This window comes from Aeromonas sp. s13 (assembly GCF_040907905.1).
Lineage (GTDB): Bacteria > Pseudomonadota > Gammaproteobacteria > Enterobacterales > Aeromonadaceae > Aeromonas > Aeromonas veronii.
Window position 1 is genome coordinate 1 of record NZ_JBFOCS010000066.1, and the last position, 26,269, is coordinate 26,269.

Annotated in this window: 23 protein-coding genes; 3 read left to right on the forward strand and 20 right to left on the reverse strand. The window is 59.0% G+C overall.

Annotated features, from left to right (window positions below; all coding sequences use genetic code 11):
* From AB5Y82_RS12520 to AB5Y82_RS12600, 17 genes are all read right to left on the reverse strand, one after another.
* Nucleotides 1–2,790: DUF6701 domain-containing protein (locus AB5Y82_RS12520; protein WP_368174037.1), on the reverse strand; the 2,790-nt coding region annotated here is incomplete at its 3' end.
* Nucleotides 2,787–3,212 (reverse strand): MSHA biogenesis protein MshP, encoded by a 426-nt coding sequence (locus AB5Y82_RS12525; RefSeq protein WP_111900315.1) that lies wholly within the window; start codon nucleotides 3,210–3,212, stop codon nucleotides 2,787–2,789. The genes AB5Y82_RS12525 and AB5Y82_RS12520, both read right to left, overlap by 4 nt.
* Nucleotides 3,213–3,249: 37 nt before the next feature.
* A complete protein-coding gene (locus AB5Y82_RS12530) occupies nucleotides 3,250–4,179 on the reverse strand; it encodes a type II secretion system protein (RefSeq protein WP_201296144.1) in 930 nt (309 codons plus the stop codon).
* On the reverse strand, nucleotides 4,179–4,739 hold the full coding sequence (locus AB5Y82_RS12535; RefSeq protein WP_111900316.1) for a prepilin-type N-terminal cleavage/methylation domain-containing protein: 561 nt from the start codon (nucleotides 4,737–4,739) through the stop codon (nucleotides 4,179–4,181). Before AB5Y82_RS12535 ends, AB5Y82_RS12530 begins: the two co-directional genes overlap by 1 nt.
* On the reverse strand, nucleotides 4,726–5,226 hold the full coding sequence (locus tag AB5Y82_RS12540; protein WP_368174038.1) for a prepilin-type N-terminal cleavage/methylation domain-containing protein: 501 nt from the start codon (nucleotides 5,224–5,226) through the stop codon (nucleotides 4,726–4,728). Before AB5Y82_RS12540 ends, AB5Y82_RS12535 begins: the two co-directional genes overlap by 14 nt.
* Nucleotides 5,227–5,274: 48 nt before the next feature.
* A complete protein-coding gene (locus tag AB5Y82_RS12545) occupies nucleotides 5,275–5,775 on the reverse strand; it encodes a prepilin-type N-terminal cleavage/methylation domain-containing protein (RefSeq protein ID WP_107682229.1) in 501 nt (166 codons plus the stop codon).
* A 14-nt stretch (nucleotides 5,776–5,789) separates the two neighbouring features.
* Nucleotides 5,790–6,461 (reverse strand): type II secretion system protein, encoded by a 672-nt coding sequence (locus AB5Y82_RS12550; protein ID WP_368174039.1) that lies wholly within the window; start codon nucleotides 6,459–6,461, stop codon nucleotides 5,790–5,792.
* Between the two features lie 77 nt (nucleotides 6,462–6,538).
* Complete coding sequence (locus tag AB5Y82_RS12555) at nucleotides 6,539–7,000, reverse strand: hypothetical protein (protein WP_368174040.1); 462 nt, start codon at nucleotides 6,998–7,000, stop codon at nucleotides 6,539–6,541.
* A 143-nt stretch (nucleotides 7,001–7,143) separates the two neighbouring features.
* Complete coding sequence (locus AB5Y82_RS12560; RefSeq protein WP_368174041.1) at nucleotides 7,144–8,364, reverse strand: type II secretion system F family protein; 1,221 nt, start codon at nucleotides 8,362–8,364, stop codon at nucleotides 7,144–7,146.
* A gap of 3 nt (nucleotides 8,365–8,367) precedes the next feature.
* On the reverse strand, nucleotides 8,368–10,077 hold the full coding sequence (gene mshE, locus AB5Y82_RS12565; RefSeq protein WP_064341307.1) for an MSHA fimbrial ATPase MshE: 1,710 nt from the start codon (nucleotides 10,075–10,077) through the stop codon (nucleotides 8,368–8,370).
* Nucleotides 10,078–10,151: 74 nt separating this feature from the next.
* Complete coding sequence (locus AB5Y82_RS12570) at nucleotides 10,152–11,246, reverse strand: tetratricopeptide repeat protein (protein WP_368174042.1); 1,095 nt, start codon at nucleotides 11,244–11,246, stop codon at nucleotides 10,152–10,154.
* Nucleotides 11,243–12,133: an MSHA fimbrial biogenesis protein MshM gene (gene mshM, locus AB5Y82_RS12575; RefSeq protein WP_368174043.1), complete on the reverse strand. Its 891-nt coding sequence runs from the start codon at nucleotides 12,131–12,133 to the stop codon at nucleotides 11,243–11,245. Before mshM ends, AB5Y82_RS12570 begins: the two co-directional genes overlap by 4 nt.
* Before the next feature lie 92 nt (nucleotides 12,134–12,225).
* The gene (gene mshL, locus AB5Y82_RS12580) at nucleotides 12,226–13,899 is read right to left on the reverse strand and encodes a pilus (MSHA type) biogenesis protein MshL (RefSeq protein WP_108613787.1); all 1,674 of its coding nucleotides are present in this window, start codon (nucleotides 13,897–13,899) and stop codon (nucleotides 12,226–12,228) included.
* A 70-nt stretch (nucleotides 13,900–13,969) separates the two neighbouring features.
* Nucleotides 13,970–14,299, reverse strand: a complete 330-nt coding sequence (locus AB5Y82_RS12585; RefSeq protein ID WP_368174044.1) for an MSHA biogenesis protein MshK — start codon at nucleotides 14,297–14,299, stop codon at nucleotides 13,970–13,972.
* Nucleotides 14,292–14,939: a hypothetical protein gene (locus AB5Y82_RS12590; RefSeq protein ID WP_005340017.1), complete on the reverse strand. Its 648-nt coding sequence runs from the start codon at nucleotides 14,937–14,939 to the stop codon at nucleotides 14,292–14,294. The genes AB5Y82_RS12585 and AB5Y82_RS12590 overlap by 8 nt, the downstream gene beginning before the upstream one ends.
* The gene (locus AB5Y82_RS12595) at nucleotides 14,939–15,532 is read right to left on the reverse strand and encodes a PilN domain-containing protein (RefSeq protein WP_069528443.1); all 594 of its coding nucleotides are present in this window, start codon (nucleotides 15,530–15,532) and stop codon (nucleotides 14,939–14,941) included. The genes AB5Y82_RS12590 and AB5Y82_RS12595 overlap by 1 nt, the downstream gene beginning before the upstream one ends.
* A complete protein-coding gene (locus tag AB5Y82_RS12600) occupies nucleotides 15,532–16,395 on the reverse strand; it encodes an MSHA biogenesis protein MshI (protein WP_110304179.1) in 864 nt (287 codons plus the stop codon). The genes AB5Y82_RS12595 and AB5Y82_RS12600 overlap by 1 nt, the downstream gene beginning before the upstream one ends.
* Nucleotides 16,396–16,482: 87 nt before the next feature.
* Here AB5Y82_RS12600 and AB5Y82_RS12605 point away from each other — a divergent pair, with 87 nt between their 5' ends.
* A complete protein-coding gene (locus tag AB5Y82_RS12605; RefSeq protein ID WP_368174045.1) occupies nucleotides 16,483–17,406 on the forward strand; it encodes a 1-aminocyclopropane-1-carboxylate deaminase/D-cysteine desulfhydrase in 924 nt (307 codons plus the stop codon).
* A gap of 76 nt (nucleotides 17,407–17,482) precedes the next feature.
* Here the strand turns inward: AB5Y82_RS12605 and AB5Y82_RS12610 are convergent, their stop codons facing one another.
* The gene (locus AB5Y82_RS12610; protein WP_201910156.1) at nucleotides 17,483–19,411 is read right to left on the reverse strand and encodes an EAL domain-containing protein; all 1,929 of its coding nucleotides are present in this window, start codon (nucleotides 19,409–19,411) and stop codon (nucleotides 17,483–17,485) included.
* Nucleotides 19,412–19,915: 504 nt separating this feature from the next.
* Here AB5Y82_RS12610 and AB5Y82_RS12615 point away from each other — a divergent pair.
* Both AB5Y82_RS12615 and AB5Y82_RS12620 read left to right on the forward strand, forming a co-directional pair.
* Nucleotides 19,916–21,442: an EAL domain-containing protein gene (locus tag AB5Y82_RS12615; protein WP_042081408.1), complete on the forward strand. Its 1,527-nt coding sequence runs from the start codon at nucleotides 19,916–19,918 to the stop codon at nucleotides 21,440–21,442.
* Between the two features lie 310 nt (nucleotides 21,443–21,752).
* Nucleotides 21,753–22,850, forward strand: coding sequence for a calcium:proton antiporter (locus AB5Y82_RS12620; RefSeq protein WP_040069504.1), 1,098 nt, complete (start codon nucleotides 21,753–21,755; stop codon nucleotides 22,848–22,850).
* Nucleotides 22,851–22,994: 144 nt separating this feature from the next.
* Here AB5Y82_RS12620 and hutH read toward each other — a convergent pair whose 3' ends face one another.
* Nucleotides 22,995–24,527: a histidine ammonia-lyase gene (hutH, locus tag AB5Y82_RS12625; RefSeq protein ID WP_368174046.1), complete on the reverse strand. Its 1,533-nt coding sequence runs from the start codon at nucleotides 24,525–24,527 to the stop codon at nucleotides 22,995–22,997.
* A gap of 4 nt (nucleotides 24,528–24,531) precedes the next feature.
* On the reverse strand, nucleotides 24,532–26,241 hold the full coding sequence (gene hutU / locus AB5Y82_RS12630; RefSeq protein ID WP_368174047.1) for a urocanate hydratase: 1,710 nt from the start codon (nucleotides 26,239–26,241) through the stop codon (nucleotides 24,532–24,534).
* Between the last annotated feature and the right edge of the window lie 28 nt (nucleotides 26,242–26,269).

Here is a 26,269-nt window from a genome sequence, read left to right on the forward strand (position 1 = left end):
ATTGCAGGCAGGCGTGATAAAGCCATTACTCAAACTGTAATCCCAAGGGACAAAACGACCGATGGGTACGCTCCATCGCAACACAGTCTCAAGTTGGGGTAATTCATCCTGATAAGCGGGATAAGGCACAAAGTTGCTGACGCCTAACCGGATCACCCCGACCTCAGACCAATTCGCCGTCACGTTTGCTACCCCGCTCGCCAACGTGATCGTGGTTGGCGAAAATGCTCCGCTGACGCCCGTTGTCGGCGCTAACAGGGCCCAAGAGAGCGTTTTATTACTGGTAGTAAACCCTGGGGTTAACTGATCCTGAGTATTGACTGCACTGGCTTGTAAAGTAAAAGGCTCGCCCGCTTTGCGATAGATAGGACAAGTGGCATAAGTACTGTCGTTATTTCCCGAGCACACACTCTGTCCTTGAGCCTGGAGTGCGATCGCTTTGGGAATCACGGCAACGGTATCACTACCGGTCAACTTGAGGGTGCCTGTGACATCATTCTTAAGGAAAGTAGTATCCAGTCGCAACACACCGGCATCCGGATATTGCAACGTCAACTGGCCAACTCCATTGCTATCGAACGATACGTTAACGTTCCCACTTGGCGATATTGTGCTGCCATTGATCGTCGGCACTGCATTGCTGGCAGTATCAGACACGACCTTGGTAGAGCCGAATTGCAGGGTCTGATTTCCTGTCAATAATGGAACGCATACCTTGGTTGCTCCAACATCGCTGGATTTAATGGCTCGAATCGTCGAGTTTGTTGAACTACCGGCATAAAAGGTGGAGAAATCAAACTGCAGAGCAGCATCGGAAAAATTCATAGAACAACTGCTATCAAGCACACCATCGCGATAACAACGTAATAACGCCGAGGGATTTGCGCTTGATAACCCAATGACAACACTCTTGGCAGCCAGAGAAGATAATGTGATATCAGCTGTTCCTGAACTACCCAAGCTGACCGGGTTACTACTCCATCCGTTGCTCGGCGTCATACTGACACTGGCGTTACCTTTATAAAGTTGGCTACAACTGTTATCAAGACACGCGGCAAGCCGAACCTGTGCGGGTTCACACGTCAATGAGGAAGAAGGATAATAAACCTCATAATGGTCAACAACCGCCGTAGCTGTACATTGGAAAGATTGGCTATCGATGCGCGAGTTATTGCCTAACACCACGGATTTACCATTCACGCGCCCCATTAAATATGAAGCCGAAGATAAGTTAATAGTTTTAGCTGAGCTATCTGCTTGATAGACCATCCCGGATAGGGTTGAACCATTGGCTAAATATGCACTATCATAAACAACCATCAGTAACTTACTGATGTCACCGGAAATATTTGAGCCAGGACTGTTAATGTAGCTAGCCGATCCCATATCGAGATTTTTAACAAATATACGAACCGGGCCATCAACAATGATCGATGTATCATTATTCATCTTCAATGTTTCGATCCAGTAATCGCCAGCGGCCAACTTCACCGTATAATCTCTACCACCACGCCCACTTCCCAAGTCAAGAACTTTAATGCTAATACCCGAGTTCTCGATATTTATTTGTGACTGATGAGCTGTGCTAATTGTCCCAAACTGATTGCCCTCTACGGCAGTGAGAAAACGCGTTTCGGCAAAACCAACGGAAATGTTACTACCTGCACTTAATGGAAACCGGGAAGAGGGAGCGCCAGACCAGCCATTTACCATACCTGCAGCAACACAAGCGCTATTATCACAGTTTAGACCAGATGTACCTTTTATCTGACCATTAGGACCGTATCCAAGGCGACCCCCTTGAGAACCAAATAACTGCCCTGCCGTATAATTCGTACTCCCTGAGAAGTCAATTCTGTCGCTACTTTCTCGACCTTGGGCTGGATAAGGAAAAACCTGTGTACATAAATCATCAAGTACAGGAATATCATTTTTAGGCGTGTAACGCAGGATCATATCATCCCAGCTTATATCATCCCTATCTCTGGCATTTACTGTTTCGATCCATAATTCGTAATTACCAGCAGCAAGCTCATAGTTTATATTCCAATTGACATCCCCATTGCTATTGAAGTAATAAACCAATGGTGTATATGCACTACCAACTGGACGGATGAACATGCGTGAACCGTTATTCACGCCCCAATCACGCAAGTTATATAACGTGAGTGCATTCAATTGTGACCGCTTATTAAGCGTGAATTGATACAATATATAAGTACCGTTTGGCGCGGGGGGATACCAGCGAGTAGCATCAGTATTCTCACCTATATGGGAACGTTCAATAAAATGGAACGCTGTCGTAGCACCATTGGTTACCAACCTTATATCTTTGAATGAAAAGTCATCCCAGTCTCTACAATAAGGGTCATACGCCCCCCAATAGTACCCATTTGAAAAACAACCACCCCAAACAGCCATCTTGTACTCACCGGGGTTTAGCAACCATCCGCCATAACGAGATACCCTATCCCGTGAATAGTCATTAGCCCTCTCATTCAGCACTACATTTCCTAGGCTGTCCCAAATAACAAAATTAGCTCCTGCATCCAAACCAGTAGCGCTCTCAAGCCGGAGCTCGGATAAGGTCACAGGGTGACTAATATAAAAATGGATAGGGTTGACAGGTATGTAAGCCGAAAATCGAGTCGAAACCAAGGTAGTTGGACGAAGGGCATTACTTGTATTATCACCAATCAAAAACTGTCCAGGTAAAACAATATCTGCTCGAGCCAACTGAGAGACCAAAAGCAGCAGCCATAGCAAAAAACACTTCATTTTTTGGCTCATATCTGGCCTCCATCATAAGCTTCGACCATCAGGGTTCGGCTCACGGCAAAATCAGGGTTGGCACTGTTAAGGTCCGAGCTGCCACAGGTTCCGACACTCTCGAGACGATAGCCATTGGTCACAGATCCGTTGTAGGTCACCGGCACCGTGGCGCAACGAACCACAGCCTGACAGTTGGTCAGCCCTGGATTGCTGGCAAAGCTCAGTGGGCTGCTTGCCAGGCAGACCGCTGGGGGGGTCGGTTGGGCAAGCGTGCGCTTGGGGAACAACCGATAAAGCGCCACTTCCAGCCCGCTCTGGGCGGCCAGCAGGGCCCGCACGCTGCGCACCTCCACGGTATTTTTCTCGCCGCTATCGACCAGAAAACGGCCCATGGCAGCCGCCAGCAGTGCCATCACCACAATCACAAACAGGGCGATCATCAAGGCACTGCCTCGCATCCGTCCGAAAGCCTGTGGATCAGGGCACATTGAACACCTCTATCTTGTGGTTGAAGGTGACCGACTCCCCCTTGCGTTCGAACACAAAGCGCATGCCAAACTCCCCTTCGGCGTTAAACGCCGAGGTTTCCCGATAGAAGGTGCCATTACGAAGGGAGTCCGCCATCAACACGCCCTGTGCAGGTAAGGATGCACCAATGGGGGCAGCGGCACGGGTCAGCGTGTTTCCTTCCACACAGTAGCGAACCTGCTGGTTGGCAAAGTAGACCCGGCTGCCTGGAGAGAGGCCAGTCAGACTCTCGGCACTGGTATAGCGGATAGTTTGCGCTCCGGATACGGGCGTCAGCACATCCGTGACCCTGGCTACGCAGCGGCCATAATCGCAGCCTGCAGTAAGCGAACCGACATTTTTGTCCGGCACGGGGAATACAATCAGCTGATCGTCTTTTTTAACGGCGGTGGCATCCACATCCAGCGGATTGGCAGCAGAAGCCGGGGTCGCCATCACCAGCTCAAGGGTGGCCGTGCTCCCCGACATGGCGCGGTTAAGTGCCAGATAGCGGCTCGAGGTGCTGATGGGCCAGAACCGCAAACAGGCGCCGGTGTCGACCCATGTCCCGCCAGTCGTCTCGATCCGCTCCGAGCCCGGCACCGCATCACGCAGTTCGCGGTTAAGCCGCTCCATGGCGAATCGGGCATCGCTCATCAGTTGCTCACGGCTGCTGGCATCGCCATAAATCTGGGTACCGATACCGATAAACTGGCTGGTAAAGGTCGCCATTATCCCGAGCAACAGGATGACCATCACCAGCTCGACCAGGGTAAAGCCACTGTTACCCCGAGGTTTACGGTCGGTTCGATTGGCCGCCGGGCTTAATCTGGCGCCGGAGTTGGCTAGGGGCGCGGATATTCTGGTAGAGAGGCAACCCCCAACAGCAGAGCGATCCATCAGTAATTCCCCCGATAGAAGGAGAAGTCGAGCACGCTCTGATCCGGTAGCTTGATCTGCAGATCAATACGCTTGCCCACAGAGCAGGGTGCGGCACAACTCTTGAAGGTGCCGTCGCTGAAATCGGCTCCGCTCACCGCAATTTTCACCTGATATTTGCGATACTCCTCGCTGCTGACTCCCGTCGCAGTCTGAGTCAGGGTGTTGGCATCCACCCAGTTACCTGCGGTATCGAAATCATCCACATCGTTATAGGCATAGGATGCGGGCTCGCCATCAGGGCCATAACTGGTGGAGCAGGAAGAGATCGTCACCCCTGCCACCTGCTCGCCACAACGATAACGACCACCGTTATGATCCGAATGTTCATCAAACGACTTTTGCAAGATCTCGCCGGAGAGGCGCTGGGCCAGCTGGGCGGCGCGTACCTGCTGCACCGGGTCTACCGCCTGCGGCGCCTGATTGATAAGCAACCCCAAAATGCCAGTCAAGGCCACCGCCAGCAGCACGATGCCAACGATCAGCTCAATCAGGGTGAAACCACGCTTAAGGGATCTCATGGATATATCCCTCTGACTCAATCTGGATACGGCTGGTTTCGCGACCATCACTCACCAGCAAGGTACAACCGGTGGCGCAGCTGCCTAGCGGTCTGCCCATCTGATCGAAGCGCAACACGAAGTTGTTGCTGTTATTGAGGGAGATAGACATACCGGCAGAGGGGGTCACCAGCCGACCACGGCTGCGCAGATTGTCGGTCCAGCCACTGCTCAGATCATCGCTGGCGGGACACGCTGCATAAGTACGGTGGGCAAAATGGGGGGAGGCAACCACCAGCTGGGTGCAGCGGTTGGCGGGCTCATGCATATTGACGGTCTGCACCAGCCGCAAGCGGGTCAGCAGCTCGTCACGTACGGTTTGAGTTTCAAAGCCGCCTTTGCCCAGCCATTTGGGCACGGCAAAGGCGGCCAGAATCCCGAGTAACAGGATCACCAGTACCAGTTCAATCAGGGTAAAGCCTTTGGTGGCAGGTTTTGGATTATTCATGCCCGTCATAGTAAAAGCGAGGCTTAAGCCTCGCTTTTGACCAACCGCTTAAGCACACTTACCGCCAGTAACCTCACCTTTTTTGACCATGGCAGCAGCCGTTGCACTACTGGCCTCGGTGTAGATTACACAAGGGGAACTATTAACTGCATTACCATCCTTATCTGTTGAATAGAATTGATAGGTAGGTGGTGTAGATTTATCATCAAGAATCTCACCTTTCCAAGCTCCATCAAGGCTAATTGCCTTTTCAATGCCAGCCGAGGCTGCAGTCGGATACCCAAAGTGAGTGGCGACAACTCCCCCTGCAGATTCTACTGAAGGCGCTGGATTATCTGTTTTCTCAGCCTTCTCTTCCCCTTCAAGAGCAGATTTACTGTAAACCAGTTGCATTGCACTACTGATACCCGAAAGTACACCATCTGCAGCGGCCTTCTTGGCATCATCCTGCAGATTCAGGAACTTGGGTGCAGCGGTGACCGCCAGAATACCCAGAATGATGATCACGATAACCAGTTCGATCAGGGTAAAACCCGCCTGTTTTTTCATTTCACTTTCCTCTGTCAGTTAATATTGGTGGTCACCTGACCGGACGCCGGACGGTAACTGAAACTCATAAATGCATCAGTCTTGCCTTGCGGATCCTGATACTTGCCATCACTGCCCTTACTCAAACTATTGACCAAATAGTAACGGCAGACCGAATCCAGTCCATTACTGCTTACTGTGGCATAGTATTTCAGGTCATTGCCGCTACCGCGCACTTCATTGAAGCTGGCCGTAGCCTTGGGCGGGTTTTGCAGTAACCCCTCCCAAATATTGAGACAACGTTCGGCGGTCAGATTGGCCGGATCCACATCGGGATTACCGCTTGCAATGGTATCCATCGGATAGCCGGGCGACAGCTCGCCGTTACTGATCTGGGTCTCGGTCGGTGTGGTCAGATAGAAGCGACTACCGTCATAAAGCACGGTATTGAGGCTATCCTGTTTGGCGCGACCTTCCGCCTCCCATTGCGCCCGCACCAGTGAAACGCCGGTAGCAAAACCGCCAGAGACCCCCTCCACGCTAGCCTTTTTCGCTTCGTCAGTCACATCGAGAAAGCGCGGCAGTGCAGTCACCGCCAGGATCCCCAGGATCACGATAACGATCACCAGCTCAATGAGGGAAAAGCCGGCAGACCGTCTTCTCATCTCGTTTTCCGGCATTGTTGGTGCCATTGGTTTCATTGTCATGCTCCCTCCGTAATGCCCCGCATTATTTCATGCAGGCCCAAAAAAATCATGTAGTTGGGTCATATGATTAGTTTCATTCAAGGCTTTTTCATCACCCGCCCGTCAGAAAACTGATAAACCAGCCAATAACCATCCCACCCCATCTCGCAGCCATTGCCATCGGGGCGGGCCAGAACCTGCAGGGGAGGCATGCCCCCCTTCGTCTCCCCCATCAGTACCAGCCACAACTGACGGCAATTTTCCGAAGGAGATTGCAGCGGCACCAGCCCCAAGGGCCACCCTCGGGCATCAAACTGCCACCCCTTGCCGGCGACATGCAGTGTCTGCGGGCGCCGCTCATCGAGCCAAATGCCGTGCAAACGCTGTGCCCGCTCGGCAAATTGCTCCCCCAGCAAGGTGAGAGTGAGCTGCTGCGCCTCTTCCCGGTGGCCCTGATAGCTGCGCACCAGGGTCGCCACAATCACCATCAGCAGGATGATCACGGCGATCCGCCGATATCCCGTCAGCCAGCGATCATCCTGCTCCGTCTGTCTGCTCATCCACCCCTCGACTCCACCGATCACTTGCCACAAACGGCCCGCATCATGCCCGCCATCCAGAAGTGAAGATCGCTTGTACAGGCAGGCGACTTACCACGAACCGCGCGCATCATCTCCCACCACTCAAGCGTGAAGATGCCGAGTTACTTGCCGCGAACCGCGCGCATCATGTCCCACATGGGGGTGAAGATACCCAGTGCCAGGATCAGTACCATCACCGCCACGATCCCGATCAGGATCGGCTCGATCCGAGCGGTGAGACTCTTGAGGTCATAATCCACCTCCCGCTCGTAATACTCGGCCGCTTCGTGCAGCAAGTCATCGACCTGACCGGTCTCCTCACCCACGGCGATCATCTGCATCACCAGCGGGGTGAACAGGCCGCTGCTGCTGGCGGTGCGAAGCAGGCTCTCGCCCCGCTCGATACCGACGCGCATATCCCGCACTCGCCCCGCCATATAGGCGTTATCCACCGCATCGGCCACCAGGGTCAGCGCCGTGTTCAGCGGCACCCCGGCTTTGAGCATCATGGAAAAACTGCGGGCAAAACGGGCCAGCAGGGAGCGCTCTATGATGGTGCCGACGATCGGCAACTTGAGCTGCCAACGGTGCCAGATCAGCTTGCCCTTGGTGGTGGCAACCCAGCGGCGCCAACCGAACACCATCCCCGCCAGAATAGCGAGCAGCAGCCACCAGTAGTTGACAAAAAAGTGCGAGGTGGCGAGCAGAATGCGGGTCGCCAGCGGCAACTCCACCCCGAATTTGGCGAACATGCCGGCAAACACCGGAATCACCATGATATTGAGGATCACCATGGCGATACCAATGGCGATCATCACGAAGCTGGGGTAGCGCATGGCGGTCTTGATCCGCTTGCGGGTCTCCAGCTCCAGCTCGAAATAGTTGGCGAGCTGCAAAAAGGCCTCTTCCAGCTGACCTGTGTTCTCACCCACATGGATGATGGCGACAAACAGGCTGCTGAATACCTTGGGGTGCGCCTGCATCGAGCTCGACAGCGGACGACCGTTGCCGAGATCTTCCCCCAGCGAGTGAAGCGCCCGCTTGAGCGGCTTGCTGTGAGTGCTCTCCTCCAGCCCGGCGATGGCACGCAGGATCGGGATCCCCGCCCGGGTCAGGGCATACATCTGGCGACTGAAGATCACCAGCTCATCCAGCTTGACGCCCCCTTCCAGCAACAATGACCAGTCGATGGCAGCGGATTTGGCCTTGCCCGGTTTGAGCTCGGTGGGCATCACGCCACGGCGCATCAGCTGTTCGGCGGCCGCCATCTCATTGGCCGCTTCGACCACGCCACTGGTGGCGTTGCCCTGGCTGTCACGCCCCTTGTAGGCAAAGTTAGCCATCGCTTACCCCAAATCCTCGGCCAGTCGCAGCACCTCATCCACCGAGGTGATCCCCTGACGGGCATAATCGAGGGCAGTGAGGGCCAGCGGCCGGTAGTGTTCGTGTTGACGGGCCGCCTTGGCGAACCCTTCCGCATCGTTGCGGCGCAGAGCATCCATCATCGGCTGATCCAGCTCCAGCAGCTCGTAGACCCCGATCCGGCCGGAATAACCGGTAAAGTTGCAGCTCTGGCAACCCCGGCCCTTGTGGTAGATGTGCTGGCCGGGCGCCTCGCCGGAGAGCACGGTGAGCCAGGTGGCCTGCCCTTCGTCGGGCGCCTTCTCCTCGACGCAGTGCTCACATACCCGCCGCACCAGCCGCTGAGCGACCACCGCCCGCAGGGCGCTCGCCACCAGATAGCCGGGCGCCCCCATGTCGATAAGGCGCAAGGCACTGGTCACCGCATCGTTGGTGTGCAAGGTGGTCAGCACCAGGTGACCTGTGATGGCGCCACGCAGACCGATCTCAACCGTTTCGTTGTCCCGCATCTCACCCACCAGCAGGATGTCCGGATCCTGACGCAGGGTGGAGCGCAGCACGTTGGAGAAGGTGAGGCCAATCTTGGGGTTGACCTGAACCTGATTGACGCGGGAGAGACGGTATTCCACCGGGTCTTCTACCGTGATGATCTTGTTGCTGGACTGGTTGAGCTCGGAGAGGGCGCCATAGAGGGTGGTTGTCTTGCCGCTACCGGTCGGGCCGGTCACCAGGATCATGCCGTGCGGGCGTTTGAGCTGACGACGGAAACGGGTCAGGATCTCAGGCGGCATGCCGGTCTCGGTCAGCGACAGGATGCCGGAGGATTGATCCAGCAGACGCATCACCACCGACTCGCCATACTGCACCGGCATAGTGGACATCCGCACATCCACATCGCGACCGCGCACCTTCATATTGAAACGGCCATCCTGCGGCAAGCGCTTCTCGGAGATATCGAGCCCCGCCACCAGCTTGAGGCGCAGCACCAGCGCCTGGGCGATGCGCACCTCGTTGAGGATATTCTCGTGTAGGATGCCGTCGATCCGCTGGCGAATGCGCAGCACCTTCTCGTCCGGTTCGATGTGGATATCCGACGCCCCCACCTGCACCGCATCCTCGAACAGGGAGCGCAGCAGCTTGGCCACCGTCGCCTCCCCCTCGTCGTTGGCCCCCAGATTGCTGGAGCCCAGCTCAAAGCCGGAGTCCTGATACTCCTCCTGCAGCTGTTCGGCGAAACTTTCAATCTCGCGGGTACGGCGATAGAGGCGGTCGAAATACTCCAGCAGCTGCCCTTCCCGCGCCACCGCCAGCACCATAATGCGCGGGCTGAGCAGGGCGGCGATGGCATCCAGTGCGCTCAGATCCGCCGGATCCGACATGGCTACCGTCACCTTGTCGTCGGTAAGGTTGACCGCCAGCGCTCGATAGCGACGCGCCTGCACTTCGGGCAGCAGCGGCACCGCAGCGGCGTCGATGGTGAGGTTGTTGAGATCGAAGAAGGGCACATCCAGCTGGCGGGCGAGAAACTGCAACAGCTGCACCTCGCTGATAAAGCCGAGGTCGATGAGGGTGGTGCCCAGCTTGCGGCCGGTCTGACGCTGCTGCTGCAGGGCAAGCTGCAGCTGATCATCAGAGATGATCTGCTCTTGTACCAGCAGGTCGCCGAGGCGCATTTTCAGTCTGGGTTGTGCCATGTTTGCTCCGATCTCTGTTACTTCACACCCGTTGCCGCATCCGATTCCGCTTTGCTAATCGAACCTGCTGTTTATCAAGGGGTTAGTTGGCCAATTCGTTGTTCCAGCCAGTTGGTCGACGCCTCGCCGAGGTTGCCGTGCAGCAGGGCGTTGCGATAGGCATCGAGCGCCCGCTGGCTGTGACCCTGACCATCCTCGGCCACGCCGAGGCCAAGCCACCAGCGGCCCTGATCCGGCTGCTGACGCAGCAGCTTCACATAGAGCGCCGCAGCATCGGCATTCTGGCCCAGCTCCTGAGTCAGCCCGGCCCAGGTCGCGTAATAGTCCATGTTGCTGGCGAGATCCGGCTGATAGCCGGACAGCCAGCCAAGCGCCTGCTGCTGCTGCCCCTCGCTGATGGCAAGGCGGGCCAGTAGCAGACGAAAATCGGCCTGCTGGGGATCGAGCCGGATCCCCTCTTCCAGCAGCTGACGCGCCTCGGTCAGGCGGCCCTCGCCGTAGAGCAGCCCCGCCAGCTGCTCGCGCGCCCCTTGGTTATAGGGGTCGTGGGCCAGCACCTGATAGTAGTTGTCCTGCGCATCCCGCAGGCTTCCCTTGGCCATGGCGGTCGTCGCCTTGCGCTCCGCCAGTGCCGCCAGCTCCTTGGCCGACAGCTCGACCGTCTCGATCTTCAATACGCTCGGCTTGCGCGGCGCGCTGGCGACTGCCTGCTGCTCTGCCGCCAGTTCGGCGTAAAGCTCGGGCTGCAGCTCTTCATCGGTCGGCTCGGACTCGTCAACATCGCTGGAGGCATCAAAGGGCGCACCGTCGGCTATGCTGTCCGAGTCATTCTCGCCTGCCTCATCATTCACCTCATCCTGACTTGGCAACGGCAGCGCGGCCGCCACCTCGACCGGCTCGGGCTGGCTGACTGGCGCGGCGGCCCTTGCCACCACATCGGGAGTCACCGCATCGGGAGCTAGCACTTCACTGGCAGCCGTCACGGTATGGGTCTGCTGCCAATAGATCCAGGTTCGCCAACCAAGGATCCCCAGTGCCAGACCGCAGATCAGGGTCAGCAGCAACATCCACCATCCCTGCTGGCGCGCAGGGGCAATATAGACAGCAGCACCTTCGGATCCTTGCTGGCGCCGGTCCAGATCTTTCAGCATCTGGTTGATAACGCTCATGGCCAGACTCCATAAGCCAGGGCGCACCCCAGCAACAGTAACAGGGGCCACCAGCGCCGTGGCGCAAAGCGGCTCGCATCGTCGGTATCGCGAACGGCAAGCCGGACCAGACGACTGTCGACCTGACGCACACCCTGACCATAGGCCAGCATCAGGCACTTCTGCGCCAGGATATTGATCAGTCTCGGGATCCCTCGCGATGCGCGCCACAACAGGCGCATGGCTCGACCTGCAAACAGCGGTGCCCCGCGGTAACCGGAGACCTGCAATCTGTGCTCCAGATAGGCGCGGGTCTCGTCAAAACGCAGCGGCCGCAGGCAGTAGGAGAAGCCAATCCGCTGGCGCAGTTGGCGCAGATGCGGCTTGCCCAGTCTGGTATCCAGCTCCGGCTGGCCGAACAGCACGATCTGCAGCAGCTTGCTGGATTCGGTCTCGAGATTGCCGAACAGGCGGATCGCCTCCAGCGTCTCGTCCGGCAGCGCTTGCGCCTCGTCGATCAGCACCACCACCCGGCTGCCCTGCTGGTGCAGGCTGATCAGGTGACGATGGATGCGATCGGTCAGATCCAGCTCGCTCTGATCCCGTACCGCCAACCCCAGCTCCAGCGCCAGCGCGATACGCAGCTCGGCCGGAGTGAGATGGGGATTGGGCAACCAGGCAAGCCGCACCGGACGGGCTTCCGAACCCAGCTCGCTGAGCAGCTTGCGGCAGAGCAGGGTCTTGCCTGTACCCACCTCGCCGGTCACCTTGATAAAGCCCTCCCCCTGCGCCAGCGCCCAGTTGAGCACCTGCAGCGCCTCTTCGTGAGGCGGCAGGCCGTAGTAGAAGCCGGTATTGGGGGTGAGGCTGAACGGCGCCTCCTGCAGGCCGAAGTGGGTCAGATACATGGGACCTCACCTGCCACGACAAGCAAGCCGCCTGTGCTGGCAAGGCAGTACAGGCCGTTCGGGATAAGGGTGACCGCATCTGGTGTCATGGGTCAGCCCTTGGCCGGATACCACTTGTCGAGCAGCTCGGAGGAGCGTTGCAGCTCGTTTTGCCAGGTATCTTTCTCCACCACGGTCGGTTTGAGCATGATCACCAGCTCCACCTTCTTGGTGCTCTCGCGGCGGTTGGTAAAGGCTTCACCCACCCAGGGAATATCCCCCAGCAGCGGCACCTTGCTGACGATCTCCTGCTTGTCGGTCTTCATCAGGCCGCCGATAACGATGATGTCACCGTTATTGGCCTGCACCACGGTATCCGACTCGCGGATCGAGCTCTTGGCGAGCGGCAGTTGCAACTTGCCACCCGAGGTACCCATGTCGATTACCTTGTTTTGCTCTTCGGTATCGATAACCGAGGGATGGATATGCAGCAGCACCTTGCCCTCTTCATCGATCTGCGGCGTTACGTCCAGCGCAATACCGGAGAAGAAGGGGGTCAGCTCCACGTTAGGCGTCTTGTCTGTGCCCGTCGAGGTAGTGGTAATGGTGGTTGACGCATTGGTGACGTAATACTCGTCCGTCCCCACCTTGATCACCGCTTTCTGGTTGTTGGTCGCGGTGACACGGGGACTGGAGAGGGTATTCACATCGCCCTGGGTCTTGAGCAGGTTGACCGCCACATTGAAGTTGCCATCAGAGATCTTGAAGCCTGCACCGCCCCCCAGCGCACTGAAGATCTGGTTGGGGGTGCTGGGCAGCTGAGTATTGGCAAGCGACTGGCCACCGGTAATCCCCTTGTTGCCATCCCAGCTGGCGGAGAGACCGCTCCAGTCCACCCCCTGCTCATACCCTTCATTGAGGGCAACTTCGATGATCCGCGCCTCCAGCACCACCTGCCGCTTGAGGTGACTCTCGGACTGAGTCAGAAATTCACGCACAGCCTTGAGCTCTTTCGGATAGGCGCGGATGGTGACCAGACCCGCCTGCGGGCTGGTGATCACGGCGCGACCGTCACCCGTGCCAATCAGGGTCTGCAGGGAGTCGCGCAGATCGGTCCAGTAGTCGCTGTTGGTGTCGGTTTCGATACGGGTGCCGTTGTTATTGTCACCGCTCGAGTTGTTGCTGGTTGAGCTGTTGCTGCCGCTGTTGTTGTTAGATGCACTGTCAAAACTGCTGTCGCTGCTGTTATTGCTGTCATTGGCCGTCACCCCGCCTGTGCTGACCGAGGTGCGCGAGAGGCCACGGCGGGACATCATCAGGTAGTTGACCGGGATGGTTTCGGTACGCAGACCCGCCGGATAGATATGGAAGACATTGCCCTTGCGCTGCACGTCGAAGCCGTACATATCGCCCACCACCGCCAGCACCTCTGGCAGAGTCACATCCTTGAGCTCGACGGAGACCAGCCCGGCCACCCCGGGGTGAACCGCCACGCTGTAGCGGGAGCCCTTGAACAGGGAACCGAAAAACTCTACCGCCTCCACGTCGTGAGCCGCGATACGCAGCCGCTTCTCCGGCATGCCGACCGGCATCTGCGGCCGGTTCAACTGCAGCAATTCACTTTGCACCGATTTGGGCAACGCGGTCAGAGGGGCAGCCTGTTTCTGCTGTTCGTTCATGGCCTGTTTGAGAGCATCCTTGGCCTGGGTCGGCTCGGGGTGCTGATACGTGGTACAGCCTGCAGCCATCATGGCCACGGTGATCAGACAGAGACGGTGTTTTTTCATGTAATTAGGGCACCCTGACTTGCAATTAAACTCGATAAAGCCGATTCACCTCTCGAGAGGCAAGCACGACTCAAACCCGGATCTTGCTGGCAAACAGTGTTACCGCATGGCGTTTTCCCGCCTTTTCCAGCACCACGGCATCGGCATTGATGGTCACCAGCGTATAGCCGTCCACCTGTTGTCCGACCCGATAACTCTTGCCATTGAGTACCGCCAGTGCCGGGCCATTGCCCAGCACCACACTCTGCAGCTTCGGCAAACCGGCGCTGCTCTCGCTGGTCGCACGGGCGCCAACCGCCACATCAGCCAGCGGCGCGGTGGGATCCTGCAATACCTCGACCTGCTCCGCCTGTGCCTGCAAGCTGAACAGGCAACAGCACAACGCAAATACTCTAGCCACGGATAAACTCCTTGCTGGTACTCAGGGTGTAGATCTCCATCTCCACCACCGCGCCGGGATAGGCTTTGACCTGATAGTCGAACTGCTTCCAGTAGAAGTGACGCGGCAAGGCTTCCAGCGCTTTAAGATATTGATACACATCGAAATAGCCGCCTTCCAGCTGAAGCCGGATACCATGCTTGTAGAGATTGACCTTCTGCTCTCCCGCCATCAGCGGGGTCGGCTCCAGCGAACTGAGGGCCAGCATGTGAAGGTTGGCGGAGCGGGAGAGCAGCGCCTCCAGCACCAGCGGCATCTCGTGCGCCGGGATCAGATCGACGGTCTGTGCCTTCAGCTCATCGTCGATCCGGGCCAGATCCGCTTCGACCTGCGCCAGCTGGTCGCGAACTCCCTGATTGGGATCCCGCTTGAGCCGGGCCTGCTTGCCGAGGTTTTCCAGCTCCATGATCTCGAGGTCACGCTCGGCGGCACTCAGGGCCATGCGATCCTGCTGCAGGCGGGTATCAGCGCCATCGAGCCAGCCGTAGAGTCCGGCCGCGCCCAGCAGCACCAGACCGGTCAGCAGGATCAACACCCGCTCCCGCTGGCTCAACACGGCGATACGCTGGCCCCATGCCTGCCATTGTGCTTTCAGGTTCATCAGGGTTTCTCCCGCGCAATGCCGCTCAACTGGAAGGTCAGACGGCCCTCCTTGTCACGGCCAAGGGTCAGTTCACCAAACTCCTTGCCCACCAGACTCGGGGTCTGCTTGAAGCGATTGACCCAGGCCGGTACATCCTGACTGCGTCCAGCAAAGCCGGAGAGGTTGATCCGCCCTTCGTTGATCTCGATGCGCTGCAACGACAGGTTGCTGCTGCGTATGCGGGAGAGATCCGCCATCACGCTGGCATAGCCCTGGGATTTTTGCAGGGTCAGGCTGCCCAGCTGGCGCATCAGCCCCTGCTTGGCCGTCAGCTCATCCTGCTTGTTGACCAGTTGCTGTTGCAGCCGGGGATCTGCCTGATGGCGCGCCAGCTCGGCATCGAGCCGCTGCGCCTCGCTGCGCTTGAGTTCCAGCTCGGCAGAGCGCTGCGCCAGCGCCCGGCTGACCTGCTGCTGCTGCCAGCTGTAACCGACACCCGTCAACAGGATCAGCAGCAGCGCAAAGCCCCATACCAGCGCCATCTGATTGAGGCTGGCCCACTGCCGCTTGGGGCGAAACTCGGCGCCATAGAGGTTTATCTGACGTTTCATCACGCATCCTCCCCGATGGCGGCGGCGTAGGCCGAGAGGTATTCGACGCCGGCCAGGACCGCCTTGTTGGCCATGGCGGAGACGGCAAAGCCGAAGGTCTGCTCCATGTGGCGCACCAGGGTACCGATAAAGGGCGAGGCGACGGCAAACTGCATCTGCCCCAGCTCGGGCAATTTCAGCTGGCCCGCCAGATAGTCGAGGGAGCGCTGGATCTCCAGCGCCAGTGAATCGAGCAGCATACTGTCCGGCTCATGTTCGCCAGTCAGGCTGGTGAAACCGCGCAGCTGGCGGGAGAAGCAGAGCCCGCCCTGATGGAAGACCAGCAGTTGCAGATCGTGCCCCTTGGGCTGCCACAGCAGCATGCGCACCGTCTCGTCAGCGTCATAGAGAGAGGTCAGCGCCAATTCGTCGCTGATGATGGATTGCAGGGTCGCGATGCCGTTGATGGCATCGGCCAGCTGCTGCACCCGGCTCTTGGGCAGGCAGATCACATTGATGCGCGGGCGACCGGCAGGCGGGGTGGGCAAGTCCACATAATCCATCGCCAGTTGCAGCACGGGTTCGCTGACATAATCCTTGATGGCCCAGGGGAGAGCCCCCGCCATCTCGGCGTCAGGCACGGCAGGCTTGTCGATCTGGATCTGTTGATAAAGGCTGGCGGCGAGGGCCACCCGCACCGTAGACTTGGCCAGCCCATGACGGCTGAACAGCTCGTTCATGGCCACTGCCCACTCCTGTGGGCCGTTGATGGTGCGCGTCGCGAAGACGGGGGGATTGCCCACCGCAGCCAGCATGATCCTGTCATTGGCCAGCAAGAGCCCGACCTGGCGGCTTGGCGTCGACCGTCTGAACAGTTGTTTCATGTAAGCCCGCCCATCAATAGTGATTAAATGTATGAAATATTAACATAAACAGCAGATTAGCCTCCAGATTAAAAGACGGACTCACCATTGCAAGCCAGCCTTTCCGCCGAATCAGAGGGTCAAGCCATCCTCCCTTCCCCCCTGCAACGCCTCCACCATCCGTTGCTGACCCGCTATGGCGTCGAGCTGTGGTGCAAGCGGGATGATCTGATCCATCCGGCCATCTCCGGCAACAAGTGGCGCAAGCTAAAGTACCACCTGCTGCATGCCAAAGAGCACGGCAAACGGCATCTGCTCTCGTTTGGCGGCGCCTACTCCAATCATATCCACGCGCTGGCGGCAGCGGGGTGCCAATCTGGTCTTCGTACTACCGGTATCATACGGGGCGAATATGACGCCGTCAGTAACTCTACCCTGCGGGATGCCCAGCGCTGGGGCATGGATCTCGTTTTTGTCGACCGCCAGAGTTACCGGCGACGGCAGGATCCCGACTGGCTGGCCCAATTCGATGCACCCGATACCCTGATCGTGCCGGAAGGGGGTAGCAGCCCGCTGGCCATCCCCGGTGTGGCGGAACTGGTCGGCGAAGTGCCCTTCTCGCCGGATCTCTGGGTACTGCCCTGCGCCAGCGGCGGCACTCTGGCGGGCCTGATCGCTGGCAAACGGGATCGGGAGCAGATCCTCGCCATTGCGGTACTGAAAGGAGGTGGCTTTATCGCTGACGAGGTGTGTCGCCTCCATCCCGCGGCTGCCAATATCCCCGGCTGGCGCATCGCACTCGATCACCACGACGGTGGCTATGCCAAATTCAGCCCAGCCCTCTGGCAGTGGGTGCAGGATTTCAGCGCCACGACCGATCTGCCCCTTGAGCCCATCTATAGCGGCAAGGCGATGTGGGGTCTGTTTCGCGAGCTGGCAGCAGGCCGTATCGCCCCCGGCTGCAAAATCGTCTTTATCCACACTGGCGGCATGCAAGGGCTCGCCGGGCTGCGGGAGCAGGGGCGACTGTGATCCCCGCCTGACGGCAACCGCAAACAGCATCGCAAACAACAAAGGGTCGCCCCAAGGCGACCCTCTCTCGTTTATCTCAATCACCAGCCGGTTCCAGCACCAGCCGCTGGGGCTCGGCAAACCAGGGCCCCTGCCCTGCATGCACCCCGAGGTGGCGTAGCATCTTCCACTCGTCACCACTCTCCACCCCCACTGCCAGAACCCGGGTGCGGGTATTGGCGCAGCCCCCGACCAGACTGCGCACCGCCATCTGGTTGACCTGACGGGCATGGATCTCCCGCACCAGGCTGGGGTGCAACTTGAGGAAGTTGATCTCGAACTCCTTGATGTACTGGGTGCTCACCACATCCTGACCGGCATGATCGATGGCCAGCTGGCAGCCCAGCATCCGCAAGGAGCGCAGCGGCCGCTTGAGCGCCTCGAAGTGGCGGGTCACCTGGGATTCGGAGAGTTGCAGGATCAACCGCTCGTTGGTGCTGCGCGGCAGCTGGAATAGGGCGAAGAAGAGCCAGCGCTGGAACTCGCGGTTGAGCAGGCTCTGGGCACTGAGGGTCAGGCTGATGGGGCAGCTCTGCTCGGAGCGCTGGCGCAGCAGGGCGAGGGTCTGCTCCGCCACCAGCCGATCCAGTTGCAGCAACAAGCCCACCTTCTCCGCCATCGGCATGAAGATCCCCGCCTGCAGGGCACGCCCCTGCTCGTCGTGCAGATAGGTGAGCAGCTCCTGCTGCAACACCACCTGCCCCCGATCCTGCTGGATCGGCTGGGTGTAAAATTCGATACCGTGCTCTTCGAGACGTCGGCTGATCAGGGTGCGCCAGCGTACCGTGCCCTTGCTGCTCTGCTCCTCATCCAGCTGCTTCTCGTAGAGGAACCAGCCGTTGTGCCCCTGCAGACGGGCGCTCTTGAGGGCCAGCTCCGCCTCCTCCTGCACCTTGAGCAGGCTGTCTTCTGCCTGATAACAGACGGCGCCGAGATAGACCGCAGTCTCCGGATTGACCTCCTGCGGCCAGTGCAGCCGTTGCAGGCTCTTGAGCAGCTGGCTGGCGCCATCCACCATCTCGCTCTCGGACATATTGGGCAGCAGCACCGCAAAGACCTGGCCGGCGTAGCGGGCCTGCAGGGCACCGTTATGCTTGCGCACGAAGGCACCTATGGTGGCGCTCGCCTCCATCATCAAATCGTGCCCCAGCAGTTCGAACTGATCGGCCTCCAGCTCCTCCAGACAGGCGAGATCGATCAGCAGCACGCCGCCGCTCATCACACTCGCCTCCATGATGGCGCTCTCCAGCCGGTTGTCGAAAAACAGCCGGTTGCCGATGCCGGTCATCTTGTCGACGAAGGCGTTACTGCGAATGAAGTTGTCGAAGCGGCTGCGCTCCTTGCGGGCATCCGCCAGCTCGGCGAGCAGATGATCGAGGGCCTGACTGGCGGCCACCGGCCACTCTTCGGCGGGGTCATGACTCAGTTTGGAGAGCTTGTCATCGAGGATCAGCTGGGCGCGAATGCCCAGCAGCTCGGCCCCGCGCAACTGCTGGCGCAGCCAGCGGATGGAGTACCAGAGACCGAACACCACGATAAAGATGCCCAGCGAGATGCCAGACATCGCCTTGATGGAGTATTCCGCCTCCTTGAAGGGGCGCTCCAGTTTGAAGTTGGCCTGCATGCCGGCCTGATGGGGAAGCGGGTGGCTGTATGGCACCAGCAGCTGTTCGTCGACCGGATTGCGCACATCGCGGAACCAGTAGACCCGCTGGTTATTCTGGCGCACCTCCAGCTCGACCACATGGGCAGCCCGCAGCAGAGTGGGCAGCCAGTGGCTCATATCTTCCATGTCGTGAGCAACATCGAGCTGCTTGTCGATCACCTCGACCAGCGCATCCACCTTCTTTTGCTGCAACTCCATGCCCAGCTCGCGAAAGCTGAACACCCCGCCAATCAGCACGGTCGCCATGGCTGCGATCACGCAAAGGGTGATAAATGAGACAAGCTGTGTAGTGAGTTTCATGCGCCTTTCCGTATGCCCGGCATCATCCATGTCGCCTCATGGTAGCAGCGGCGATCGGGCCACAGCTATGGATGAAGATCCCGCTTCTGCAATTTAAGCGGGCAAGCATAACCCAAAGCAGAGGGAGAATACCAAGGATGACGGGCTACAGACGCGGGAAAGGGCGGGATGACAGACAGAAAAATGGTCCCTCAAAGGGGACCAAAAGGAACACTCATATCAAAACTAACACTCTGTGCTACTGACAAAAAACAGATACAGGAGTATTGAACACACGGTGAGTCAAACCGCAGGGCTACTCTAATGCAGTTCGGATAAGCTGAGCAATTGTCATTTATGACAGGTCAGCGATTGAATCTAGCCAAAGTTAATAATAAAAACATTTAAAATCATGCAGTTAAAAAATCAATCAACAAGTGTGACAACTCGGACTCAAATTGATTGCACTAATGCTCTATGATGGCAAAGTCCATTTGTGTCTCATGAAACTGGCAGGTACTTCCTTTGCGTAAATCACCCGTCTGGATCGCTCTGTTGCTGTTCGTCCTGCCTGTCGTGGGCAGTCAGTTTCTCGGCCTGTGGTTTGCCAAGCCGATGGCCTTTCATCTGCTGGAAGAGAAGGTTGCCGAGCTCAAGGGAGCCATGGCCGTACGCCACCGGGAGCTGGATGCTGCCATCAACAAACAGCTGGCACAATTTGAGTTCAACTGCGGTGCCAAAGACATGGAGCTGCTGCGCGATCCGCGCTTCTACAGCGCTCATATCCGCCTGCAAGGGTTGGAGCTCGCTTCCGGCAACAGCTGCTCCAGCCTGGGGGTGGAGATCCCGCTGATCAAAGAGCTCCAGAACAGCGGGCAGAAGTTTGGCAAACTGGGGATCACCGCCACTGTGGCCAAATACAATACCGAGCAGGAGCTGATGGCCTTTTACCGATCCGGTGACAACCTCGCCTACTGGGTGCTGGATAACAGCTGGAGCCACGACCTGCTGCAACACCCCTGCAGCCATTGCTTCTATCTGGAGTTCAGCCGACAGGATGCCGATGCAAGCACAGTCCACTTTCCCCGTGGCGACAAGGAGATCAAACAGGAAGAGAGCAATATCAGCCTCAGTTTCTTCGATCCCAATGAACTCACCAAACAGACGGTCTGGGCGGGAAAAGCGCTGGAGCAATATGCCCATGACCAACTCAATCACTACGGTCTCTGGTTCGGTATCGCGCTCGGTACCCTGTTAAGCGTCACATACTGGCTGCTGCGCAGCTATCGGCGCTCCCTCAAGGGACTGCTGCAAACAGGATTGATCCGCAAGGAATTTATTCCCCTCTACCAACCGATAGTGGATGCCCGTACCCACCAAGTGGTGGGATTCGAGGCGCTGCTGCGCTGGCAGCGGGGAAACGAGCTGATCCCTCCGGGCACCTTTATCGAATATGCAGAGGAGCAGGGGCTGATCCTGCCGATGACCGAACAGTTGCTGGAGCAGGTGATCACCGACCTGCCGCAGCTGGCGCCAGAGCAGTGGGTCAGCGTCAATCTGGTGGCGGCCCATATCGAGCAGCCCCTGCTGCGCACCTTGCTCGCTCACAGCCAAAATCCCTCACCCACCCGGCTCACCTTCGAGCTGACGGAGCGCAAGCCGATCCTCGACATCAAGGCGGCTACCGAGGAGATCACCCTGCTGCAACAGATGGGGTATCACTTCAAGCTGGATGATTTTGGTACCGGCTACGGCGGCTTTGCCTACCTGCAGAGCCTGGGGATCCGCCAGATCAAGATCGACAAGATGTTCGTCGATACCATAGGCACCAACGACCTCAAGCGCAGCGTGCTGGACGCCATCATCGTCTTCGGTCGGGAATCGGGCATGGAGATGATCGCCGAAGGGGTCGAGAGCCAGTTGCAGGTCGACTATCTGAGCCAGCACGGCGTCTATCTGATCCAGGGCTACTTCTTCGGCAAACCCATGCCGCTGAAGATACTGACCCATTGGCAACGGGAGTGGCAGTCGCAACACCAGAAGGCCAGCTAACGCAGATATGGCATGATCCGGCCGTGAAACGGTTTGGCCAGCAGCTCGACATCATCAGGTTGATGCTGGCGGTAGCGCCGTAACCCAGCCCGGCCATCAGGCGGGTAAATCCCCCTGCAGACCCGGGCCCGGCTCCATGGTGAAATCGAACCGCCTCCTGCCACCCCTTATTTACATTCAGCAACAAAATGATCTGCCCTGACGGGGATAACAACCTTTATCATAAGGAGCCGGTTATTGCGCAACCGATAACCGAGCAGCCTGTTTATGTCATCCGGTCGTCAAGACCCCCAATAGAGAACCATTGCCTATGAAGACAGTTATCCGGCAAGAGATTGCCCTGCCCGTTGGCCTGCTGACCCTGCTCTTTTTCAAGACCCTGGGCAGTGACCTGCTGACAGAGACAACTCCGCTCGGGATCTATCTTCCGGTTTCGGCGGCACTACTGGCCATCGTCACCTGGGCCATCTTCTCGGTCGTGCGCCACTCCGATGCCCTCGCCATCAAGCTGGGCGAGCCCTTCGGCACCCTGATCCTCACCCTCTCGGTCATCTCGCTGGAGGTGGTGATGATCTCCTCGGTGATGCTGACCGGCGAGCCCAACCCCACCATGGCCCGCGATACCATGTTTGCGGTAGTGATGCTGGTGAGTACCGGTCTGGTGGGCTTCACCCTGCTGTTTGGCGGCTGGCGCTACCACACCCAGAGCTTCAATCTGGACGGAGTGAAATCCTATCTGGTGGCCATCATCCCGCTGGCCCTGCTCTGTCTGGTGCTGCCCAACTTCACCGAGGGCGGTGCAATCGGCAGTATGTCGCGCGCCATGTCGTGGATGTTGATCATCATCTCGATCCTGCTCTACGGGGTCTTTCTGCTGATCCAGACCCGCAGCCACAGCCACTTCTTCGTCGACAGCGATCACGAGGATTACGAGGAGCACCACGGCCCGCTGCAGAGCAACGTCTATCACACCATCCTGCTGCTCGCCTACTTGCTGGTGGTGATCCTGCTGGCCAAGACCCTGGCCATCCCCATCAACTACGGGGTGCATGTAATGGAAGCACCCGCCGCACTGGGCGGCTTTATCGTCGCCTGCATCGTGCTGGCCCCCGAAGCAGTCGGCGCCATCAAGGCCGCCTTCAACAACCAGCTTCAGCGGGCAATGAACCTCTACTTCGGCTCTGTGCTGGCCACCATCGCCCTCACCGTGCCTGCCGTGCTCTTTATCGGCTCCATGCTGGGTCAGGAGGTGCGCCTCGGCCTCTCCCCCGCCGATATGGTGCTGCTGGTCACGACTTTGATGGTCTGTAAAGTAACCTTCAGCAGCGGCCGTACCAATGTGCTCCATGGTGCGACCCATCTGGTGTTGTTTGTGGTCTATCTGTTCCTGATGTTCGAACACGAATAACCGCGTTCAACCAACGTCAGACACGCAAAGACCGCCCGATGGGCGGTCTTTTGTTATCTGCTCCCGGCTGTCACCGGCGCCAGTGAAGCGGCTTTCCCCTCATCCCCAACCCTTCTCCCGCCAGAGGAGAAGGGGGATCAAGGCTTACAGGCTGGGCAGCACCCCGGCCGGGATCAGATCGTTGTAGCTGGCACGGCCCAGCAGGGCGGCGGCCGCTTCGATATCCGGCGCGAAGTACCTGTCCTTGTCGTAGAAGCTCACCTCTGTCCGCAGTCGCCCCTTGGCCAGCTCGATCAGCTCGGTACTGCGCAGCGGCGCGCGGAAATCGAGCCCCTGTGCCGCCGCCAGCAGTTCAACAGCCAGAATGCCGCGGGTGTTCTCCGCCATATCGGCAAGCCGGCGGCCAGCGAAGGTCGCCATGGAGACGTGATCCTCCTGATTGGCCGACGTGGGCAGACTATCCACCGAGGCGGGATGGGCCAGGGTCTTGTTCTCGGAGGCCAGCGCCGCCGAGGTGACCTGAGCGATCATAAAGCCGGAGTTGACCCCGCCGTTGTTGACCAGAAACGCCGGCAGACCGGACATCCGCGAGTCAATCAGCAGTGCCATCCGCCGCTCGGAGAGCGAGCCGATTTCGGCGATGGCCAGCGCCAGATTATCGGCGGCGAAGGCGACCGGCTCGGCATGGAAGTTGCCACCGGAGATGATCTCCTCATCCTCGGCAAACACCAGCGGGTTGTCGGAGACCGCGTTGGCCTCGCACACCAGCACCTCGGCAGAGTGGCGGATCTGGGTCAGACAAGCCCCCATCACCTGCGGCTGGCAACGCAATGAGTAGGGATCCTGCACCTTCTCGCAATTGTGGTGGGACATGCCGATCTCGCTGCCATCCACCAGCAGGTGGCGATAGCAGGCGGCCGCGTCGATCTGGCCACGCTGACCGCGCACCGCGTGGATGCGGGCATCAAACGGCCGACGGCTGCCGAGCGCAGCCTCCACACTCATGGCACCTATGGTGATGGCACCGGCGTAGAGATCCTCGGCATGGAACAGCCCTTCCAGCGCAAAGGCGGTACTCGCCTGGGTGCCGTTGAGCAGCGCCAATCCTTCTTTGGGCGCCAGCGCGATAGGCTCGAGTCCAGCAATTTTCAGCGCCGTGGCGGCGTCGATCAGCTCGCCCTTGTGGCGGGCCTTGCCCTCCCCGATCAGCAGGCAGCTCATATGGGCCAGCGGCGCCAGATCGCCGGAGGCACCGACGGAGCCCTTCTTCGGCACCACCGGATAGACTTCGGCGTTGATGAGGGTCATCAGGGCCTCAAGCACCGTCAGGCGGATGCCCGAGAAGCCCCGCGCTAGCGAGTTGAGCTTGAGCACCATCATCAGCCGCACGGTGGCGTCATCCATGTACTCGCCAATCCCTGCCGCATGGGAAAGCACGATGGAGCGCTGCAGCTCGTCCAGCTGCTCCACCGGAATGCGGGTGTTGGCCAACAGGCCAAAGCCGGTGTTGATGCCATACACCACCCGGTTCTGCTCGATCACCTTGGTAACCACAGCTGCGGAGGCGTGGATCCCCGGCAGGGCGGCCGGATCCAGTGAAATATGCACCGGCTCGCGGCTGACGCGGCGCAGGGTGGCAAGATCCAGCTTGCCCGGGGTAATAGTCAATTCAAACATGGTGTTACACCTTTCCTTTGACACCGTTGGCGCCGTCAATCATCGGCAGATCCAGTTTCGCCTCATGGGCACAGTTGATGGCAATCTCGTAGCCGGCATCCGCGTGGCGCATCACCCCGGTGGCCGGGTCGTTGCGCAGCACCCGACCGACCCGCTTGGCAGCGTCATCGGAGCCGTCACAGACGATCACCACGCCGGAGTGCTGGGAGAAGCCCATCCCCACCCCGCCGCCGTGGTGCAGGGAGACCCAGGTCGCGCCGCTGGCAGTGTTGAGCAGGGCGTTGAGCAGAGGCCAGTCGGAGACGGCATCGGAGCCATCCATCATCGACTCGGTCTCGCGGTTCGGGCTCGCCACCGAGCCGGAATCCAGATGGTCGCGGCCAATGACGATGGGGGCTTTCAGCTCACCGTTTTTCACCATCTCGTTGAAGGCCAGACCGAGGCGTACCCGATCCTTGACCCCGACCCAGCAGATCCGCGCCGGCAGCCCCTGAAACGCGATGCGCTCGCGGGCCATGTCGAGCCAGTTGTGCAGATGAGGATCATCGGGGATCAGCTCTTTCACCTTCTGATCGGTCTTATAGATATCTTCCGGATCGCCGGAGAGGGCCACCCAGCGGAACGGGCCAATCCCCTCGCAGAACAGCGGGCGAATATAGGCGGGGACGAAGCCGGGGAAGTCGAAGGCGTTCGCCACCCCCTCCTCCAGCGCCATCTGGCGGATGTTGTTGCCGTAATCCAGAGTCGCCGCACCGCGCTCTTGCAGGGTCAGCATCGCCTCCACCTGACGGGCCATGGAGCGACGGGCGGCCAGATTAACCTCCTGCGGGGCACTCTGCTGCAGCTCGCGCCACTTGGCCACGTTCCAGCCCTGCGGCAGGTAGCCGTGCACCGGGTCGTGGGCGGAGGTCTGGTCGGTCACCACATCCGGTGTGATGCCCCGGGCCACCAGCTCGGCAAACACATCGGCGGCGTTGCCGAGCAGGCCGACGGAGACGGCGGTGCCGCTCTGCTTGGCCTCTTCGATCATGGCCAGCGCCTCATCCAGGCTGTGGGCCTTCTTGTCCACATAGCGGGTGCGCAGACGAAAATCGATGCGGGTCTCGTCGCACTCCACCGCGATCATCGAGAAGCCGGCCATGGTGGCAGCCAGCGGCTGGGCACCGCCCATGCCGCCGAGACCACCGGTCAGGATCCAGCGTCCCTTGGGTTCACCGTTGAAGTGCTGATTGGCCACCGCGAAGAAGGTCTCGTAGGTGCCCTGCACGATCCCCTGAGTACCGATGTAGATCCAGGAGCCCGCGGTCATCTGGCCGTACATCATCAAACCCTTCTTATCGAGCTCGTTGAAATGCTCCCAATTGGCCCAGTGGGGCACCAGATTGGAGTTGGCGATCAGCACCCGCGGTGCATCCTTGTGGGTCTGGAACACCCCGACCGGCTTGCCGGATTGCACCAGCAGGGTCTGATCCTCCTCCAGCCGGGTCAGCACCTCGACGATCTTGTCAAAGCAGGCCCAGTTGCGGGCGGCACGACCGATGCCGCCATAGACCACCAGCGACTGGGGATGCTCGGCCACCTCGGGGTCCAGGTTGTTCATCAGCATCCGCAGCGGCGCTTCGGTGAGCCAGCTCTTGGCGGTCAGTTCGGTGCCGCGCGGGGCACGGATCACGCGGTTCGGATCATGACGGGGATCCTGCTGTTGCACAGACATACACACTCCTTGTTGTATCAATAGGGTG